General features: G+C 59.7%; 16 protein-coding genes and 1 pseudogene. 15 read left to right on the forward strand and 2 right to left on the reverse strand.

Annotation, left to right across the window (positions count from 1 at the left end):
- The first annotated feature begins 10 nt into the window (after nucleotides 1-10).
- The 8 genes and pseudogenes from QM996_RS29845 (at nucleotide 11) to QM996_RS29880 (ending at nucleotide 7997) form a co-directional block, all read left to right on the forward strand.
- Nucleotides 11-2257, forward strand: coding sequence for a xanthine dehydrogenase family protein molybdopterin-binding subunit (locus QM996_RS29845; RefSeq protein ID WP_334197429.1), 2247 nt, complete (start codon nucleotides 11-13; stop codon nucleotides 2255-2257).
- Complete coding sequence (locus QM996_RS29850; protein ID WP_334197430.1) at nucleotides 2254-2628, forward strand: c-type cytochrome; 375 nt, start codon at nucleotides 2254-2256, stop codon at nucleotides 2626-2628. The genes QM996_RS29845 and QM996_RS29850 overlap by 4 nt, the downstream gene beginning before the upstream one ends.
- 188 nt (nucleotides 2629-2816) lie before the next feature.
- Nucleotides 2817-4007, forward strand: coding sequence for an MFS transporter (locus tag QM996_RS29855; protein ID WP_334197431.1), 1191 nt, complete (start codon nucleotides 2817-2819; stop codon nucleotides 4005-4007).
- Between the two features lie 55 nt (nucleotides 4008-4062).
- On the forward strand, nucleotides 4063-4446 hold the full coding sequence (locus QM996_RS29860) for a cyclophilin-like fold protein (protein WP_244495553.1): 384 nt from the start codon (nucleotides 4063-4065) through the stop codon (nucleotides 4444-4446).
- A 22-nt stretch (nucleotides 4447-4468) separates the two neighbouring features.
- Nucleotides 4469-5485, forward strand: a complete 1017-nt coding sequence (locus QM996_RS29865; RefSeq protein ID WP_334197432.1) for a zinc-dependent alcohol dehydrogenase family protein — start codon at nucleotides 4469-4471, stop codon at nucleotides 5483-5485.
- Between the two features lie 148 nt (nucleotides 5486-5633).
- Nucleotides 5634-6131: pseudogene (locus QM996_RS29870) on the forward strand (XdhC family protein); the annotation flags it as partial.
- A 161-nt stretch (nucleotides 6132-6292) separates the two neighbouring features.
- Nucleotides 6293-7492, forward strand: a complete 1200-nt coding sequence (locus QM996_RS29875) for an IS256 family transposase (RefSeq protein WP_058328756.1) — start codon at nucleotides 6293-6295, stop codon at nucleotides 7490-7492.
- On the forward strand, nucleotides 7455-7997 hold the full coding sequence (locus tag QM996_RS29880; protein ID WP_334197433.1) for an XdhC family protein: 543 nt from the start codon (nucleotides 7455-7457) through the stop codon (nucleotides 7995-7997). Before QM996_RS29875 ends, QM996_RS29880 begins: the two co-directional genes overlap by 38 nt.
- A gap of 324 nt (nucleotides 7998-8321) precedes the next feature.
- Here the strand turns inward: QM996_RS29880 and QM996_RS29885 are convergent, their stop codons facing one another.
- Entirely contained in the window at nucleotides 8322-8822 is a 501-nt protein-coding gene (locus QM996_RS29885) for an Lrp/AsnC family transcriptional regulator (protein ID WP_057252151.1), read from the reverse strand.
- Nucleotides 8823-9050: 228 nt separating this feature from the next.
- Between QM996_RS29885 and QM996_RS29890 the strand changes: the two genes are divergently transcribed.
- From QM996_RS29890 to QM996_RS29905, 4 genes are all read left to right on the forward strand, one after another.
- Nucleotides 9051-11087, forward strand: coding sequence for a hydantoinase/oxoprolinase family protein (locus QM996_RS29890; protein ID WP_334197434.1), 2037 nt, complete (start codon nucleotides 9051-9053; stop codon nucleotides 11085-11087).
- Complete coding sequence (locus tag QM996_RS29895) at nucleotides 11084-12820, forward strand: hydantoinase B/oxoprolinase family protein (protein WP_500270430.1); 1737 nt, start codon at nucleotides 11084-11086, stop codon at nucleotides 12818-12820. Before QM996_RS29890 ends, QM996_RS29895 begins: the two co-directional genes overlap by 4 nt.
- Nucleotides 12810-14108: a purine-cytosine permease family protein gene (locus QM996_RS29900; protein ID WP_334197436.1), complete on the forward strand. Its 1299-nt coding sequence runs from the start codon at nucleotides 12810-12812 to the stop codon at nucleotides 14106-14108. Before QM996_RS29895 ends, QM996_RS29900 begins: the two co-directional genes overlap by 11 nt.
- Before the next feature lie 399 nt (nucleotides 14109-14507).
- Nucleotides 14508-14645, forward strand: coding sequence for a hypothetical protein (locus tag QM996_RS29905; protein WP_334197437.1), 138 nt, complete (start codon nucleotides 14508-14510; stop codon nucleotides 14643-14645).
- Between the two features lie 706 nt (nucleotides 14646-15351).
- Here the strand turns inward: QM996_RS29905 and QM996_RS29910 are convergent.
- Nucleotides 15352-16446, reverse strand: coding sequence for a nucleotidyltransferase family protein (locus tag QM996_RS29910; protein ID WP_334197438.1), 1095 nt, complete (start codon nucleotides 16444-16446; stop codon nucleotides 15352-15354).
- A 458-nt stretch (nucleotides 16447-16904) separates the two neighbouring features.
- On the opposite strand from QM996_RS29910, the gene QM996_RS29915 reads away from it, so the two are divergent.
- The 3 genes from QM996_RS29915 (at nucleotide 16905) to QM996_RS29925 (ending at nucleotide 18339) form a co-directional block, all read left to right on the forward strand.
- Nucleotides 16905-17168 (forward strand): PepSY domain-containing protein, encoded by a 264-nt coding sequence (locus QM996_RS29915; RefSeq protein WP_500270431.1) that lies wholly within the window; start codon nucleotides 16905-16907, stop codon nucleotides 17166-17168.
- Between the two features lie 2 nt (nucleotides 17169-17170).
- Nucleotides 17171-17821 (forward strand): cytochrome b/b6 domain-containing protein, encoded by a 651-nt coding sequence (locus QM996_RS29920; RefSeq protein WP_334197440.1) that lies wholly within the window; start codon nucleotides 17171-17173, stop codon nucleotides 17819-17821.
- An 89-nt stretch (nucleotides 17822-17910) separates the two neighbouring features.
- Entirely contained in the window at nucleotides 17911-18339 is a 429-nt protein-coding gene (locus tag QM996_RS29925; protein ID WP_500270432.1) for a helix-turn-helix transcriptional regulator, read from the forward strand.
- The last annotated feature ends 10 nt before the right edge of the window (nucleotides 18340-18349 follow it).

Here is an 18349-nt window from a genome sequence, read left to right on the forward strand (position 1 = left end):
GAGGTGCACCATGAATGACATGACGCCCATTGCCCCCGAGGTTCTGGCCAGCGAGGACGGCAAGCCTTTCAAGGTATCCCGTCGCGGCTTTCTTGGCGCGTCGCTGGGCGCGCTTGTTCTTGGCGTTACCCTTCCGGCGAGCCGGACCCGCGCGTTGGCGGCCGCGCCTGCGGCTATCACACCAGGCTCCCGGGTTGCGGCATTCCTGGAAATCCGGCCCGATAGCACCGTCCTTTTCCGCAGTGCCTTCATCGAAGGAGGGCAGGGGATCTTCACCGCCATGGCGCAGATCGTCGGTGAGGAGCTGGATGTCGATCCCGCGAACTTCGTTGTCGAAGGTGCGCCGCCCGGTCCCGACTACCTCCTGACGGGCGGCGGGCGTTTCACAGGCGGCAGTATGTCCGTCCGCATGAGCTACGACACGATGCGCAAACTCGGCGCGTCCGCGCGGCACATGCTCCTTCAGGCGGCGGCAGCAAAGCTTGGCGTGCCTGTATCCGAGCTTTCGACTGAACCAGGCAAAGTGATCCACGCCGCATCAAGTCGTACGGTCCCTTATGGCGAAATAGCCGACGACGCTGCCGCGTTGCCATTGCCGGCTGAGGTTCCGCTCCGAGATCGGGCGAACTTCCGCTGGATCGGCAAGCCGTTTGCGCGGCTTGACGCGCGCGACAAATCAACGGGCAAGGCGAAGTACTCCATCGATCAGAAGATCGACGGCATGCTCTACGCCGCTGTCCAGCACAGCCCGCGGCTCGGCGGCGAGCCAGGGGCCATGCAGAATGAAGCTGAGGTTCGCGGCATGCCCGGCGTCCATTCCGTCCACAGACTTCCGGGCGCAGTTGCCGTGGTCGCCAACAGTTGGTGGCGCGCCCGCCGCGCTGTCGAGGCCTTGCAGGTGAACTGGACTGAGGCCGCTTCCACGGCATCGCACCCGATGCCAGCCGATTTTTCGTCCGCAGCGCATATGGCGAAATTGAAAGCGGCGTCCGGCGACGGCGTAGCCTTCGAAACGGAGGGCGATGCGGCTGGTGCGCTTGCGGGCGCAGCGCGCGTGGTCGAGGCGTTCTATGACGCGCCTTATCTCGTGCACGGCCAGCTCGAACCCCCATCGGCGCTCGCGCGCTGGAACGAGGATGGATCCCTCGAGTTATGGCTACCCAACCAGGCACCCGAGATGTTTCAGGCCGATGCCGCGAAGGTCGCTGGCATCGCGCCGGAAAAGGTCATCATTCATTCGCCGATGCTGGGTGGCTTCTTCGGACGGCATTTTCTCTATCAGACAGCGAACCCGTATCCCCAGGCGATCCAGCTTGCGAAGGCGGTCGGGCGTCCGATCAAGCTCCTTTGGAGCCGTGAGGAGGAGTTCTTGCGTGACGCGCTCAGGCCGATGGCGGCGGTCCGTTTCCGCGGCGGACTTGATGCCAGCGGTATGCCGGTGGCACTCTCGGCGGTCGCGGTCGGAGAAGGACCCACGGGCCGCTGGTTTGGTCGCCAGCCCGACAAGGTCGACAGCTCCGCCGTCGAGGGTATCGCCGGCAAAGTCTATGCGATCCCCAACCGCCGTGTCGGCCAGATCCACGTGGATGATCCCGCCATCATCGGCTTCTGGCGTTCCGTCGGCCACTCGATGAACGACTTTTTCTACGAGACGTTCCTCGACGAGTTGGCCGATGCAGGTCAGCAGGATCCTTATGAGTTGCGTCTTCGTCTGCTGGCCGGCAGTCCGCGCCACAGGACGCTTCTGGAAGCGGTGGCCGATCTCGCCGGCGGGTGGAAACGAGGTCCGTTTGTTGCCGAAGACGGCACCCGGCGGGCGAGAGGGGTTGCCATGGCCTCACCCTTTGGCAGCGAGGTTGCGACGATCGCCGAAGTATCGCTGCGAGAAGGTGACATCGCCGTCCATGATGTCTGGGTGGCAATCGATCCGGGCAGCATCGTCAATCCCGCAATCATCGAAGCGCAGATGAACTCGGCCGTTGCCCTTGGTCTTTCCTCGGCCCTCCTTGAAGAAGTGGTCTACGTGGACGGCATGCCGCAAGCACGCAACTACGACGGCTATCAGATCCTGACGCCGGATCGCATGCCGCGGGTCCATGTCCGGATCGTCGAAAGCGGTGCGCCCATGGGCGGTATCGGTGAACCGGGCTTACCTGGTGTTCCACCGGCGGTGGCCAACGCCCTTTCGGTGCTCGCCGGCAAACGTATCCGAAGCCTGCCTCTGTCCAAACTCGATCTCAAGGAAGTCGACGGTTGAAGACGCTCATCCTTGCCTCATTGGCCTCTCTCATCATGGCAGGCGCTTGTGCGCCTGCTTATGCCCAAGGAACGGACGCGTCACCAGGCGAGCGGCTGTTTCAACAGCGCTGCGGCGCCTGCCATCCACCTGCCACCACTCGAAACGGTGTTGGCCCTCATCTGCAGGGTGTGATCGGCCGGTCGGCCGGAAGTGTCGAGGGCTTCAAGTATTCTCCCGCCCTTAAAGGATCCGGCGTGACGTGGACGCCGGAGACCTTGGAGACCTTCCTCGCTAACCCCGGCGCCATGGTGCGCGGAACGCGCATGACGCAGCGCTTCAATAACGCTGACGAGCGGCGGGCGATTATCGAGTTCCTTGGCTCGCACTAGGGCTTTGGAAACAATCTGGCATGGTGGCGTCGTCGTTACTCGGCGTCGCCACTTGGGACTTTGCCCTTTCGCAGATTTATGCGCCACTTCGATTAATGCAAGTGAGCCGCGGCGGCTAATTCGATTGCTTCCGGAATGCTAGTCAGTCGGGGGGAGAAAACCACCCGTGAGCTGAAGGGCGTAACATCATGACACAAGTGACATATGATAAAACCATAACGAGACCCGCTGCAGCGTGGGGCGCCGTTGTTTCCATGGCACTGTGCGTCGCGGTGCTGATCGCCTCGGAGTTCATGCCCGTCAGTCTTTTGACGCCGATCGCAAACGATCTTGCCATGACCGAGGGCCAGGTCGGACAGGCAATCTCGATTTCGGGACTGTTCGCCGTGGTGACAAGCCTGTTCATCGCAGGCATCACACGCAACATCGATCGCAAGGCCGTCCTGTCCTCGTTGTCGCTTCTCTTGGTCGTTTCGGGGCTCATCGTTACGTTTGCCCCGAACTACACACTCCTGATGATCGGCCGCGCCTTGCTCGGTATCGCAATTGGCGGCTTTTGGTCGATGTCTACCGCGATTGTCATGCGCCTTCTGCCGGCGAGCGCTGTGCCGAAAGGTCTTGCGATCCTGAATGCTGGGAACGCGATTGCGGCGACAATTTCCGCACCGCTGGGCAGCTTTCTGGGCGACTACATTGGTTGGCGTGGGGCATTCTTTTTTGTGGTACCGCTGGCACTGACTGCGCTTGTCCGGCAATGGCTGAGCATGCCCTCGCTGCCGCCGCGCCAAAGAAGCGCTACCGGCAATGTTTTCCGACTACTCAAGCGCAGGCAGGTTGCGATTGGCATGACAGCAATCCTGTTGCTGTTCATGGGCCAATTCGCCCTGTTCACCTATCTAAGACCTTTCCTCGAGTCCGTCTCAGGCTACTCCGTTTCCGCTTTGTCTCTGGTGCTGTTGTTGATGGGCCTCGCCGGCGTCATCGGGACCTGGAGCATCAGTTCGCTGCTTGCTACGCGTCTCTATTCGATCGTTATCTGCATTCCCCTTGTCATGGCGGCGATAGCTGCAATGCTCATTGCCTTTGGCTCGGTAAAGGTTGCAGTTGCGGCCCTTCTGATTGCATGGGGCTTTTTCGGCACCGCCGCCCCCGTCGGATGGGGAACATGGCTGAGCAGGGTTCTCCACGACGACGCAGAGGCGGGCGGGGGCCTCCAGGTCGCTGTCATCCAGTTTGCCATTACCGTTGGCGCGGCTGCTGGTGGGATCCTGTTCGACTGGAGCGGATGGTGGAGTTCGTTCACTTTGGCGGCAGCACTTCTGCTGGGTTCGTCGGTGGCCGCTTGGGCGGCGTGCATTGATTGGGAGCGTTCAAAATGAAACAGGCCCGCGCGCTCACACACCGACTTTGCTCAGCGGCGGCGTTGACGGCGCGATCCAGCCGCGCCTCGGATGGACTGAGGAGACGAACATGAAGGTACGCTTCATTTTTGCCGATCACGACGTCACGGTGACACTCTACGACAATCAGTCTGCACGTGACTTTGCCTCGATGCTTCCGCTCGATTTGACGTTCTCGGATTTCGGCAATGAGAAAATTGCCTATCTGCCGCGTAAGCTCAACCTGGAAGCAAGAGGCCCCTTTCCAGACACAGCCCCCGGGGACCTCTGCTACTATATCCCGTGGGGCAATCTCGCCTTCTTCTACGGAAATTACGTCTCCACCAGAGATCTCATCCGGCTCGGTCGCGTTGATGGCGGCGTCGAGCCCCTGCTGACGCGCGGCGAATTTCCGCTTCGCATCGAGCGCTTGTCCTGACACCATCGAAAGGGAGTGAAGCATGCTGGCTACGGTTCTGCACGGCAAAGGCGACATCCGTTGTGAGGAGGTCGCCGAGCCGAAAATCCTCAAGCCCACCGACGCTATCATCAAGCTGGCGGCGTCCTGTGTTTGTGGTTCCGATCTCTGGCCCTACCGCGGGCTCCAGCCGATGGGCGGGCCGGCTCATATGGGTCATGAATATTGCGGCGTGGTCGTCGAAGTCGGCGACGAGGTCAAGACGGTAAAACCTGGCCAGTTCGTCGTGGGATCCTTCTGCATTTCCGACAACACATGTCCGCACTGCCGCTTCGGGTTTCCATCCTCCTGCGAGCAGCGGGAGTTCATGTCGGGTGCGCAGGCGCCCTATGCCAGAATTCCTCTTGCTGACGGCACCCTGGTCGCAACGCCGGAGATGCCGGCCGACGATCTCATTCCGAGCCTTTTGGCCGTTTCGGATGTCCTTGGTACGGGCTGGTACGCGGCCGATGCGGCCCGGGTACAGCCTGGCTCAACGGCGGTCGTCGTCGGCGACGGGGCCGTCGGGCTGATGGGCGTGCTTTCCGCCAAGCAGATGGGGGCCGACAAGATCATCGCCATGAGCCGGCACAAGAGCCGCCAGGACCTCGCGCTGGAGTTCGGCGCGACGCACATCGTCTCGGAACGAGGCGACGAAGGTGTGGCCCGGATCAAGGAACTGACCGGCGGCGTGGGCGCCGAATCCGTGCTTGAGTGCGTAGGAACGCAAGAAGCCATGACGCAGGCGATGAACTGCGCTCGACCCGGCGGGCATATCGGCTTTGTGGGAGTTCCGCATGGTGTTCAGATCGACGGACAGACCTTGTTCTTTGCCCAGAAGAGCCTGATGGGCGGCCCGGCTCCCGTTCGTCGCTATCTTCCGTACTTGATGGATTTGGTGCTTAACCGGGAAATAAACCCGGGTAAGGTCTTCGATCTCGAAATTCCCCTCGCTGACGTCGCAGAAGGTTACCGCGCGATGGACGAACGCCGCGCGATCAAGGCGTTGTTGCGGGTTTGAGACTGAGACAAGCTGCCGGGGCGGGTTATCCCATCTGAATCGCCGTTGCCGCGCAGATGAAGACACCGCGCGGCAAGCGGGGCGCCTCCATTCTTGCCCTTAAAGCTGGCGCCGAGGAGGCGGCGCCGGTCGACCGTATGGATCTGATGTGAACGATATCTCACTTCACGCGCTGCCAACACCTGTCAGAGCGCTTATCACGGATGAACCGATTGAACTCCTCACGTTCGCCGCTGACGCCTTCAAGGCAGGACAGGTTGCGATAGCAACACTCGTCGAGATTCGCGGCGGCGCGGCTCGTGCACTCGGCTCTCAGGTGATCATCCTAAGCGACGGTCGCTTTGCGGGGTACGTTTCCGGCGGATGTGTCGAAGCCGCGGTCGCCGCTGAAGCACTTCTTGCCATGGCAGACGGATGCGACCGTTTCGTGTTGTTCGGTGATGGTTCCCCGTTCCTCGACGTTGTGCTTCCTTGCGGAGGCGGGATCACGGTCGCGATCCATGTCTTGCGACGCGTCGAAGAAATCGAAAAAGCCCTCACATACCTGAAGCAACGCCAAGCCATCGGTCTCCGGTACTGGCCAGAGCGACAGTCGCTGGTCCTGGCCAGCCCGGCGGACCGCGCCGGATGGGTAGGCGGCAGTTTTTAGATCGTGTCCCACCGAGTGGTGTAGTTCGGCGGTAGCACAGCCGCTCGCGAGCGCGCCCCCAAATGGCGCTGTAGCGAGTGAGGGGCTGTGCGGGCGGCCATCAGTGTTTTCCGCTAGGGTCGGGTTGTTCAAGACACAACCTGACGGAAAGATCACTGATGACCACTGACATGATGAACGTGCGCTCGCTCGTTGAGAAGAGCGCTGATGCCGATTTGTTGCGCGAGATGATCGGCTTTGCCGCTGAACGGCTGATGGAGCTGGAGGTCGGCTCAGTTACGGGTGCAGGGTTCGGGGAGAAGAACCCGATGCGGCTTGCACAGCGCAACGGCTACCGTGACCGCGATTGGGAGACGCGAGCTGGCACGGTCGAGCTTCGCATTCCGAAGCTGCGCAAGGGCAGCTACTTTCCGACCTTCCTCGAACCGCGCCGCATGGCAGAGAAGGCTCTGACGGCTGTTATCCAGGAGGCGTATATCCAAGGAATATCGACGCGGTCGGTCGATGATCTGGTCAAAGCGATGGGGATGAGCGGCATCTCCAAAAGCCAGGTGTCGCGGCTGTGCGAGGAGATCGACGTCAAGGTGAAGGCGTTCCTTGACCGCCCCATTGAAGGCGAATGGCCCTATGTTTGGGTCGATGCGACCTACCTCAAGGTCCGGCGTGGCGGCCGGATCGTCTCGGTCGCCGTCATCATTGCGGTCGGGGTCAACAGCGACGGTCGGCGCGAAGTCCTGGGTATGGAAGTCGGCACATCGGAAGCTGAGCCAATCTGGACGGAGTTTTTGCGTCGGCTGACACGGCGAGGTCTACGCGGGGTGAAGCTGGTTGTCTCCGATGCGCATGAGGGCATCAAAGCTGCCGTTTCCAAGGTTCTCAACGCCACATGGCAGCGGTGCCGCGTTCACTTCATGAGGAATGCGCTGGCACATGCCGGAAAGAGCGGGAGGCGAGTTGTTTCCGCCTTCATCGCTACAGCCTTTGCCCAGGAGACGCCGGAGGCGGCCAGCGCTCAATGGCGCAGCGTCGCCGACCAGATCAGACCAAAAGTGCCGAAGCTCGCCATGATCATGGATGACGCTGAAGACGATGTGCTCGCCTACATGACCTTTCCGAAAGAGCACCGGGCGAAGTTGCACTCGACGAATCCGATTGAGCGTCTCAACGGCGAAATCAAACGCCGCACCGAGGTCGTCGGCATCTTTCCCAACGATGAAGCCATAGTCCGTCTCGTCGGCGCATTGCTCATGGAGGCGAACGATGAGTGGACCGTCCAGCGAGGCAGATACCTGACCCTTGAGACCATGGCTCAAATGAGCGATGATCCCCAAATCAGCTTGCCCGCTGTGGCCCGCTGATAATCGCTCCGACCTGGGGCGGAAAGCACGGCAATCAGCCGCCAGCTACACCACCTACGTGGACACGATCAGTTTTTTGACCATCTATCGTCCCAGCATAAAAGTGATCATCTCAGGGCAGACGATCGAAGTGCGAAGCGTTGCACGCCTCGCCGAATGTTCGGGATTTGAGGTAACTGTCTTGGCTCCAGACAGAGGATCGAGTTTGATCCGAGAGATCGTTGACCCCTTTTCGGCCGTCCTGCTTCTGCATCATGACTTGGAGCAGGAAATTCCGGTGCTTGAAGCGGCGCTGCAAACCTCATGCTTTTACCTTGGCGCTCTGGGGAGCAGGCGGACGCACCGACAGCGTCTCGACCGATTGTTGAGACTGGGGCACAGCGAAATCGAACTGGCACGTATCAAGGCGCCGATCGGCCTGTTCGGCCCTGCGCGAGACTCTGCGTCGCTGGCACTTTCGGTCCTTGCGGATGTTGCCGCGTCCCGCTTGTGGGCATTTGGATGATACTGGGAGCTTAAAATGGAGAATTGGTTGGATGAGCACCGAGGTCACCGAAGCGTCAACTGCGCCCCCTACGCGATCGGTTCGGGCGACCTGTCACGAACTCCCGCTGTCGGTGACCGCGATGCGATTTTCGTTGCACCTACTGCATGGCGGAAAAAATCGAGCCCTAGTCTAAAGCCTCGCGCAGAAGTGCGCAGCGTTGAAGGGAGCCGATCTTCACGAGCGCCGCTGGGCCGAAATGATCGCAATGTATCGACCGGAATGGAGCTTCCGAGCTCTCCGTCTGAGTTCCACTGAGCCTCTACAGGAAGGTAGAGCTTGCCCTCACGTACCCGATTTCCATTTCATCGCTTCGAGCGGGTAGCCGACAAACCATTTCGGTCTGCTCAAGATGACGTGCATGCGGATATAGCGAATACCTATATCGGCGGCCATCATCTCGTTAATCAGCCGGTCGATTTCCGGGATGTCCGAACAGACGACTAGGGCTATGAAATCCGGATCCCCACCAACGCGCATGCAGTCGACGACCTGCGAGAACCCGATGAATGCGCGCTCGAACCCGGTAATGGTCTCGGGCCGGATATTGTCCATGTGCACCATGAAGTAGGCTTGCACATTGTGGGTAATGCGATCGAGATCGGTTGCGATGATGTAGGCCTGAATGCAGTTCGCCGCTTCCAATGCCTGCACTCTTTTCAAGCAAGCGCTCGGCGAAAGACCAACGCGGTTTGCGAGTTCCAGGTTGGTTATCCGGGCATCTCTCTGGAGTTCGATCAGAATCTTGCGGTTGATTTGATCGAGCTCGATCGACTTCTTCGTCATTTTAGGTCCTTGTGAACAATCTTCTCTTCCGCCCGTCCGCCAGGAAATTTATGGCGGCATCGCATCCGATATTCGAGATTTCATTCGCCGCCTCTTCTCGTAAGTTTTTCTGAGAAAACGGGCCGAAGTCAAATCGGCCTGATGGGGAACAGGGACGGTTCATTTACATCCGGGTTGCGAAGGACGCAGCCGGCGGAGCCGACCTCTTGCAAACTAAGGAGGTAGATCTTGCGTCTAGCAGTCGATGTTGGCGGCACATTCATTGACTTCGTCTATTATGACGAGTTGACGGGTGAGGTTCGCACAGAAAAGGTCCGTTCGGCCGGAACATTGAGCGGTCGTCTTGTGGAAGGCATCCGGGCGCTCGAGGCGGATATCACCTCTCTGCCGACGATTGTTCATGGAAGCACCATGGTGCTCAACTCAATCGTGCAGGAGAAAGGTGCGCGTGTCGGGCTCATCACCACGAAGGGATTTCGCGACGTTCTCGAACTCGCCCGCGGCAACAGAGCGGAGATCTACAATCTCTTCTACAAGCAAGCCACACCGCTCGTTCCGCGGTACCTTCGAATGGAAGTGTCCGAGCGGGTCGATTTCCGTGGCGTCGTCGTCGAACCACTCGACGAGCAGGAACTGATAGCGTCTGTCGAGACACTGGTTGCGCAAGGCGTCGTCAGTATCGCTTTGTGTTTCCTCAATGCCTACGCCAATCCCGAGCATGAGCTACAGGCAGCCCGCCTCATCGGGAAGCTCTATCCCGATATCTTCGTATCGATTTCGTCGGATATTGTTCGAGAGCGACGGGAATTCGAGCGCACGAGCACGACCGTACTGAACGCGTTCACCCGACCTCGCTTTAGCGGGTACCTGGACCAAGTTGGCCAGCGCCTTGCAGAGGAGGGTTTCTCGGGCGCTTTGACCGTGATGCAGTCCACTGGCGGCATCACCTCCACAGAAATCGCCAGCAAGGTCCCAGTGCGGGTGGTCCAGTCCGGGCCCGCCGGGGGCGTTATTGGAGCAACGCGGCTCAGTAGCCTGATCAATCAAGGGAATATGGTCGTTGGCGATCTCGGCGGGACGACGTTCGACGTCTCGCTGATTAGCGAAGGTCAATATTCGGAGCGCAGCGACGTCAGCATCAATCGTCGCCCGATCATGCAGCCGAGTATCGATATCGTCTCGATCGGCGCGGGTGGCGGCAGCATCGTCAGTATCGATGAGGAAGGTGGCCTGCGGGTCGGTCCTGAAAGCGCACAGGCCGAACCGGGTCCGATCTGCTACGGCTTCGGCGGTAGACAGATAACCTTGACTGATGCTCTGGTGACGCTCGGCTATTTTGATCCTGCCGTGTACATGGGCGGGCGTATTGCCCTCGACACGAACTCCGCTGAAGCGGCGATCAAGAACCAGATTGCTTCGCATCTGGGCCTCAGCTCTGAAGAAGCCGCGTCCGGTATTGTGCGCATAGCGACGACGAACATGGCCTACGCCATTCGCCAGGTGACAATCGAACGCGGTTTTGATCCGCGCGAGTTCGCTATGCTGTGCATCGGCGGCGGCTGTGGCCTGTTTGCTGGCGGTCTTCTCGATGAGCTTGAGTTCAAGTCGGTAATCGTCCCGAATATGCCAGCGGTGTTTTCCGCCTGGGGTCTGCTGAATGCCGATTATCGCGAAGACGTCTCGCGCACGCTTCTGACATCCCTGGACGACAAGACCGGGTCACTGCTGGCAGACGCTTTCGGCGAAATGGAGGAGCGTACGCGCGCGGCTCTCGCCACGACGACTGCCGCATCGATCCGCATCGAGCGCTTCTGTGAGATGCGGTACACCGGTCAGGCGCATACGATTAAAGTCTCGGTGTTCGCTGACGAGATTTCATCAGAGACGACCGGCCTCGCTGGCCTTAGAACCCGGTTCGAAGAGGCCTATGCGCGCCAGTACCGCCACATCCTTCGCGACAGTCCGGTCGAAATAACGGCAGTTCGCCTTGCCGCGATCGGGGAAACCGAAAAGCCGCAGGTGAGCGAAGTGCTTGCACGGAGCGCCTCGGATGAAGCCAGCCTGATCGGCAGCCGCGACATTCATTTTGGTTCAAAGGCTGCGCAGCTCCAGTTCGCTTTGCACGACCGCGCACGGCTAAGGTGCGATGACATAATCCAGGGCCCGGCTGTGATCGAGGAGTGGAACAGTACGGTTGTCGTTAATCCTGGGCAGCAGGCGACCGTTGACCGTTATGGCAACCTCATTTTGGAGAAGCTGAAGTGAGCATCGATCCCATTACAAGACAAGTAATCCGAAACGCGCTGCGCGCCGCGGCAGGAGAAATGCAGACCAGCCTGATCAAAACTGCGCACTCGCCCTTGATCTACGAGGTCCAGGACTTCGGCGTCGCGCTGACGGACGCCTGCGGTCGCCTGGTCGGCGAAGGTGCGGCACTCGCGGGCTTTCTCGGCTGCCTGCCACCCACGATCCAAAAAGGTCTCGAAGTCTTCGGTCCGGACGGCTTCGAAGAAGGCGACATCATTCTCGCGAACGAGCCCTATGATACGGGAACGCACATCAGCGACACCGTTCTCTACATGCCGGTCTTCTTCGAAGGACGACTGGTCGCTTTCACCGCAATCATGGCGCACTGGGCCGATATCGGTGCGTTTGCACCAGGAGGATGGTGCCCATCGACGACCGACGTCCACCAGGAAGGCCTGATCTTCAATCATTTGAAGCTTTACGATGCCGGCCGCCTCAACAAGGAAATGCTACGGCTCATCCTGCGTAACGTTCGTACACCAGAAGCAGTCAATGGCGATCTCAACGGGCTGATCGCCTCATGCAATACCGGCGCCATGCGGTTCCAGGAACTGTGCCGTCGATATGGCGTTGAGACGCTGAACGGTGCAATCGAAGAAATCTTCGAAAACTCCGAAGCCCGGATGCGGCGCGAAGTCAGCGAGATTCCGGATGGCGTCTACCATGGCGAGGCGTATCTCGATCATGACGGCGTCGAACGCAGCAAGCGCCACCGCATTGCCGCAACGGTGACGATCCGAGGCAGCGAGATCGAAATCGACTTTGACGGCTCCGATCCCGTCGCACGAGGGCCGGTCAACCACCCGCTCGTTGGTACCCGAGCGCTCTGCGCGACGGTTCTTAAATGCGTGACTATGCCCGACGATGCGACGAATGACGGGCATTTGCGTGTTGCCACTGTCAAAGCACCGCGGAACTCCATCGTCAGCCCGGAGTATCCCGCACCTTGCGACAGCTATGGGTATGTTGCGGAGCTGGTGGAATACGTCGTTCTCAAGGCCTTAGCCCGTGCCATTCCGCACCGCATTCCTGCTCCGAGTTACCAGATGTATGCCTACCATCTGGTGCGAACAGGGGAGAGTGAACATGAGCCGTTCATCTGCGCCGAGCCGGTCGATGGCGGCGGCGGTGCATTCCCTTTCGATGACGGGCCGAGCGGGATCATGTTCCTCGGTAACGGCGATGCTCCGAATTCTCCGATCGAGATCTTGGAAGCGAGTTACCCAGTTCGCTTCACGCGCTACACGTTCAATCCAGAAAACCGTGGCGTCGGAAAGTATCGCGGAGGATTTGGTGTGATCCGCGAACTCATGGTGACCGAAGACAAGGCCTACTTGCAGGTTTCGACCGAGAACAATGCAAACCCTCTTTGGGGCCTGGCAGGCGGCGGCGACGCAGGTCGGTCAAAGACAGTCGTCACGTTCCCGGATGGGGCGGAACACACCTTTGATGACAGAGTGGGCGACGTGGGCCCGTTGGAGGCCGGAACGTTGATTTCCATGTATACCGCCAATGGTGGGGGATGGGGCGATCCTGGTGACCGCGACCCAATGCGGATCGCCGATGACGTCGTCAACGGCTTTTTCACCGCGGAGGAAGCCGCGGGCAGCTATGGCGTCGATTTGGGACGCATCGAAGAGGCACTGAGGCAGCGCCGGTCTGAGATGTCGGAGGTGAAGCATGCGCGATAACGATGTCGTAGAAGATTTCCTGCTCCGTCCCGTTCCTGAAGCGGAGACGCTCTCCGGGTTAAAGATTGCTACTGTGCTTATCGCGCTCGGCTTGACCTTGCCGGTCTTTACGATGGGGTCACAGATAGTATTAGCTCAGGGGCTACTGAACGGCAGCCTCATCATCACTGTCGGGTGCGGTATTACCGCGCTCCTCGCTCTTGTCACGTCCCTAATCGGTGCGCGGCTTCGCGTCTCGACCTACGTCCTTCTGACAATGGTATTTGGCCAGGTTGGCGGAAAGGCGCTTAATCTAATGTTCGCGGCGATGCTCATTGGCTGGTTCGCCAATGTGGCGGACCTGTTGAGTGTCCAGCTAAGCAGCGCAGTTTCTGCGACCTACGGAGTTTCGATCCCGCCGATCGCCTACTCGACAGTAGCACTGGTGCTGATGACCCTGACGGGAACGTTTGGATTCCGAATGATGGAGCGCTTCGCTTCGTTGATCGTACCTTTGCTCTTTGCATTCATGATCTACGTCCTGTTTCTGGCGTTTGGAGACGATCGTATCGGCGCGGCTGTTCTCAAGAGCGGCGATGGTTCTCTCACTGTCGTAGATGGTTTGTCCGCTGTCGTCGGCTCGGTCATTTTGGCTGGTGTCCTCGCGCCGGACTTCACCCGCTATGCTCGAGATGGAAAGGCAGCGACCCGTTCGGTTCTCGCACTCGCTATCGGCTATCCCCTCATCATGCTGATCGCCGCAATCCCCGCTCTCGTGGTCAATTCGGCCGATACGATGGATGTCATGATGAAGCTAGGACTGCCGAGTCTGGCCCTGGTCGTCCTCGCGCTCTCGACCTGGTCGAGCAACACCGGAAACCTCTACTCGTCAACGCTGACGCTTGCGACTGTGCTCACGAAATGGCCCATTTGGCGGCTGGGCTTGATCGGGTTCGTTTGTGCCTGGCTTGCTGCCTACTTCAACGCCTCGGCCTACTTCGTTCCCTTTCTCGTTTGGATGGGTGTTGCAGCCATTCCCGTTGCAGGCGTCTATGTCTCCGCGTATCTCGTCCATCGCTCGGCCCCACAGCAGCTTGCCAATGGTTCCATCCAGTTCAAAACGAAGAACTTTGGAGCCTGGTTGCTCGGGACCGTGGTTGGGAGTGGGAGTGTTATGACGGCTGGGTTTATTGTACCGGTCCCGGCTCTTGAAGGTCTCGCCGCCTCCGTTTTCGCTTTCCTGCTGCTCCATAATCGGGACCTGCTTCCGGCAAACAGGCGCAGGAGCGAAGATCCGACTGCCGCCTAGCATCGCGAGAAAGCGTGCTGGGTAGGGGCGATCAGCCGCTGCCCAGCACCTCTCCACGCGGAACCGGGATTCCCAGATTCTCGAATAACAACACGTTTGTCGTCGGCCGCGGATTCGATTCTGCTCAAGGCGACAGACGCATCGAGACAACTGTCGCAGGGGCCGCCGGTGAAAGCTCGACAACGAGGAGGCCCTGACCATGTCCTTGTCGGGGCGGCCGGGCCAGCGGACAGCGGTGTAATGCGTCGAGCGCGACATCGCCGATGAAGAATGTGGTGATGCGATTGATCCCGCGCCTGCCGCGGCCGCCACCTTTTGGTTGAAGGTCGTGCTGTCGCCTGGTTGTCCGGGCCTTTGCCGATGACTATGTGTGCGGCAGGCAAGAAAGGATCAGACCCAATGCGTATTGTCACATTGTTGCTCGTACTCTCCGCGCTCGTCGGATGCTCCCAGACGGCCGGCGGTCCGGGCAGTGTCAGAGAAGATTACTACGGCGGCGACGGCGGGTTCTATGCGGGCGCGGTTGCCCCGCGCTGATGCGGCGCTGGCGGCTCTGCGAGTGCGCTGCTGCTGTCCGTGAAAACTCCGACAGCGGCTGGGGCTGACCAGCCGTATCGGGTAGCATGACGGGGCATCGCCTGATCCTCGCCCCTAGTGGCGCCGAACGTCGCCACGGCGACACTGTGAGGACCGCGAAGCTATTTTTGCTGAGCCTTCAAGAAATCACGGATCGCGTTTGCTTCATTTGTTCCCACATCGATAATGAATGCGCTCGAGCAGGGCGCTTGGAGGACTGTCAAAACGGTAGGATCTGGGTCGGGGAAAACTGCAGCGCTTGGGCCCCGCAATGGCGGTAACTGAGACGTAGCCTTGCGTAGTCCGATCACTGCATCTCCTCGGGTTCACTAAATGTAGAATTGTCCCAGGTGACCAGGAGCGTTTTGGGAGCTTTGCCAATGAGCACCTCATCAACGTCGATATCGAAGCGCGCGAAATCGGTCTTCTACGCATTGTAGCCGCCCGGCTGGGCGCTCAGCCTCGACGGTCTGAGCAGCCTCTGCGGCCAGATAGTGTTTACGACGGGCACAGGCATTGTTGCCCACGGTGGCTGCTACAGGGAAGGCTGACAAACGCACGCCGGGGACGCTGTTCGTGTCGACGTGAGACCAGAGGCCGTTGCTGGCGATCCGCGACGCCGACGGCCGTTGTCGGCGCGAAGGAGCGGCTTGCGTGGCCGGGGAAGTCATTTGGACCGATCATCAGCTCTCAACTTTTCCAAGTCAGGCATCTTCGATCCGAGCGCCTTACCAAGCGCCTTCACACCTTTGGCTGATAGCCTCAAGAGGCCGTTGCAAAGGCCTTCCTTCCAAGAATCTCCCCGATCCCACGCCTCTTCCCAAGCATCGACTAACTCGTATTCGTGGCGCGTCTCTACTAGGGCTTCGAATAGTAGGGAGGCCTGCACCAGGTCTTTGTCCGATTTCACGCGTCCTAGCGTGTCAGTGAGCCTTCTCGAGGCAACGATAAGCTTATGGACGGCATACCGCTCGGGAGCGGGGACCAGGACGTTCACGCCTTCGCGGAAGAGAAGCACCGTGCGGACAGGTTCGTAGATCAGGAAGTCCAGGAACCGGAGGTTTTCTGCCGAAGCGCCGCCGAGGGCGGGCATGGGAGACGGCTTGCCCGTGTATTCGTCCGATCCTCGGTTTCCAGTCAGGAACTCCACTCGGTAGCCCCTACCGTTCTGGAAGGCGACCACCTTGGCTTTGTCCGCTTGGTGCGGCACGGCCCGGAAATCGGGATCGACCGACTGGAGGATATCTAGAATGGGCGGAAGGCTGTCCTGCACCCCGGCCGAGATCGCGAAGTCTTGCGCGAAATCCGCGTCGCCTGTCTGCATGGCAGACGAGGGCAGTCGGACGCCAAGCATCCCCGCATAGGTGCTGAATGCCACCGACCCAATCAGCACCGCACGTAGCCGGAACAAGCCGGCGTCGGCAAGCGCCTTCGTGATATCGCCCGCGAAGGTGTCGGGACCGGGGAGACCGGCACGACGTAGCGTGCTCACCATGCGCCTCCGCTCCCGGAGATCGTCCTTGATCTGCTTGTGCGCCTTCACCCGTGCTGTGATCTCTTCGTCGCTTTCTGGACCGACATAGCTTCGCTTGTATTTGCCCTCGCCATCTGGGAGGTCGAAATACCAGTAATTGCGGTCTTTGACGGTCACGGTCACGAACCATCCTTCCATGGGGAAGTCTGCCAAAAACTGACCGTCGAGCGTCCGTTGCGTCAGCTCCGCGAACATCGTCCGATAGCTGATGTCGATCTCTCTCATCATTGGCATTTCGTCCTTTTGAAAGCGCCGACAAGCGCAGCGATCTGCCTGACGCGCGCTTCCCTTTGACCAAAGTCGTGGTCGCTCATCTTCGTCGCCGTTATAATTTTCTGCCAAGAACTTATAACGCTGTGAGCAACTGTCAATGTTATAAGTTTCTGCCAAAGTATTATAACCGCGCGCCGGCGCCGGAAAAGAGAGGGCAATTGCGGCGTCGCCTCTATGGAAGCCGCCGAGGTCGCCAGCGTGATCACCCTGTGCAGGGAATTCCGGTGAGCGAAAGCTCGCACTCTCATAAACTGCTGTGCTTCTCCGAAGCGCTTGCAACGATAAGGGGTGCGTAAGCACCTGCTTATTCGGCGCTCAATAAGCAGATCGTCAATCGACGTGAATCGTTCTGATCGTTCCTTCTGACCTGGGCCGCGGCATCTGGCCCTGGCACATCCATGAAAGGAGAAAACATGATGATGAAACCGATCGCACTCGCTCTTGCGATTTCGACCTTGCCCTTCACTGTGTTCGCGATGCCGGCAGTCGGCGATCTCGTGGGGACCAATCCCACCGACGCAACGGCCGCACTAGAGAAATCTGGATGTAAGATCTCGGACTTCGAGCCAGAAGGCGGCCAGATCGAAGCGAAGTGTTCGGACGCAGGCGGCAAAGCATGGGAAGTTTACATCGACCCGAAGTCCGGCAAAGTCAGTCAGATCAAAGATGGTGACTAATCGTGGATACCGCCGATGAGAAGGCAGCTGAGGGGGCGGTCCAGCCCCCCAACCCCTGGGATCCGCTCGTTCGCATCAGCCATTGGGCAATTGCGGCGGCTGTAATCACAAATGGGTTCATCACCAAACCCGGCAGCACAGCCCATCTTTGGGTTGGATGGGCGGTGATCGGCGTGTTCGCGAGCCGGTTGATCTGGGGTGTCGTGGGGCCAGCGGAGGCGCGCTTTAATGCCTTTCCGCCATCGCCAGCTGCGGCGGTGCGGCATATCGGTAACCTGTTGCGAGGCGGGGCACGTGAGTATCCATCGCACAATCCCGCGGGTGCGATCATGGTCTATGCGCTATGGGCTTGCCTCACGTTGGTCACGGCGACGGGCCTCTTCATGACTGATGGCAAGAGCCCGACTACCATTGCCGAAGACCGCGCCGCCGTTGCCGCTGGCAACTGGCCGGTTCTTGTCAATCCGTGTTCGGAAAGCAATGATGGCGAAAGTCAGTTCTACACTCGCGTCGCCGGGGAGGTTCATGAGTTGGCCGCCAATCTCTTGCTGGTCCTTGCTACTGTTCATGTGGGAGGTGTGTTCGTCGAAAGTCGAGCGCTCGGCCGAAACCTCATCCGGCCGATGATCGCCGGCAAGCGGCGGCGGAACTAGCAGGAATGCCGAGATCGTCAAAGGGGCGGCGCCAATCCGTCGCCCTCGCTCTTCTTGTAACGATCCAGACGATCGCTGCGGCTTTCTTCGTGGGCGATGCCTTTACGGATCTGCTCGAATTTCCTGGTACCGCCCATGCCTTGGTCGAGGCAATGGTGACCGTGGCACTTGTTCTTGGCATCCTGATCGGAGGGTGGCAGCTTCGCTTGACGCTGGATTCGATGCGCGAACAGGGACGCTCCCTGGAAACGGCGCGGGGGGAGCTTGCCCGAATTGTTGACACGCAGTTCGAGGTTTGGGGACTAACCTCCGCCGAAAGCGACGTTGGGCGGCTCGCCCTAAAAGGGCTCGATGCGCCCGCGATTGCTCGCATCCGGAACGCAGCGCCCGGAACGGTTCGTGCCCAACTGACACGCGTCTATGCCAAGGCGGGTGTTTCCGGACGCGAGCAGTTCATGGCGTGGTTCTTCGAAGACCTCATGCACGAAAGGTTGCTCCCACCGGAGGGAGCTCGTTGATTATGTCCTT

The organism is Sinorhizobium chiapasense (assembly GCF_045277575.1).
Lineage (GTDB): Bacteria > Pseudomonadota > Alphaproteobacteria > Rhizobiales > Rhizobiaceae > Ensifer > Ensifer chiapasense_A.